This window comes from Neisseria sp. P0021.S007 (assembly GCF_051956855.1).
Window position 1 is genome coordinate 1 of sequence record NZ_JBQCXA010001423.1, and the last position, 483, is coordinate 483.

A 483-nucleotide genomic window follows, 5' to 3' on the forward strand; every position below is an offset into this window, starting at 1 on the left:
ATCAAAGTCAATAATGAAAAAGAGCTGACGATGCCTGCCGGCGGTAAACTGCTGGGTGCGCTTGCCAGCCAAGGCATCTTCGTTCCTTCCGCCTGCGGTGGTGGCGGCTCATGCGGCCAGTGCCGCGTTATCGTAAAAAGCGGCGGCGGCGACATTCTGCCAACCGAGTTGTCCCACATCAGCAAACGCGAAGCGCGCGAAGGCTGCCGTCTGTCTTGTCAGGTCAACGTTAAAACCGACATGGACATCGAAGTACCGGAAGAAGTATTCGGCGTGAAAAAATGGGAATGTACTGTCATCTCCAATGACAACAAAGCAACGTTCATTAAAGAACTCAAGCTTGCCATTCCCGAAGGCGAAGAAGTTCCTTTCCGCGCCGGTGGCTACATCCAAATTGAAGCCCCTCCTCACACTGTTGCCTACAAAGACTTCGACATTCCTAAGGAATATCACGAAGACTGGGACAAATACAATCTGTGGCAA

1 protein-coding gene is annotated in these 483 nt (G+C 51.8%); it reads left to right on the forward strand.

Annotated features, from left to right (window positions below):
- A partial coding sequence (locus tag ACTHUR_RS19515; protein ID WP_440400444.1) for a 2Fe-2S iron-sulfur cluster-binding protein occupies positions 1-483 on the forward strand: 483 nt, incomplete at both ends.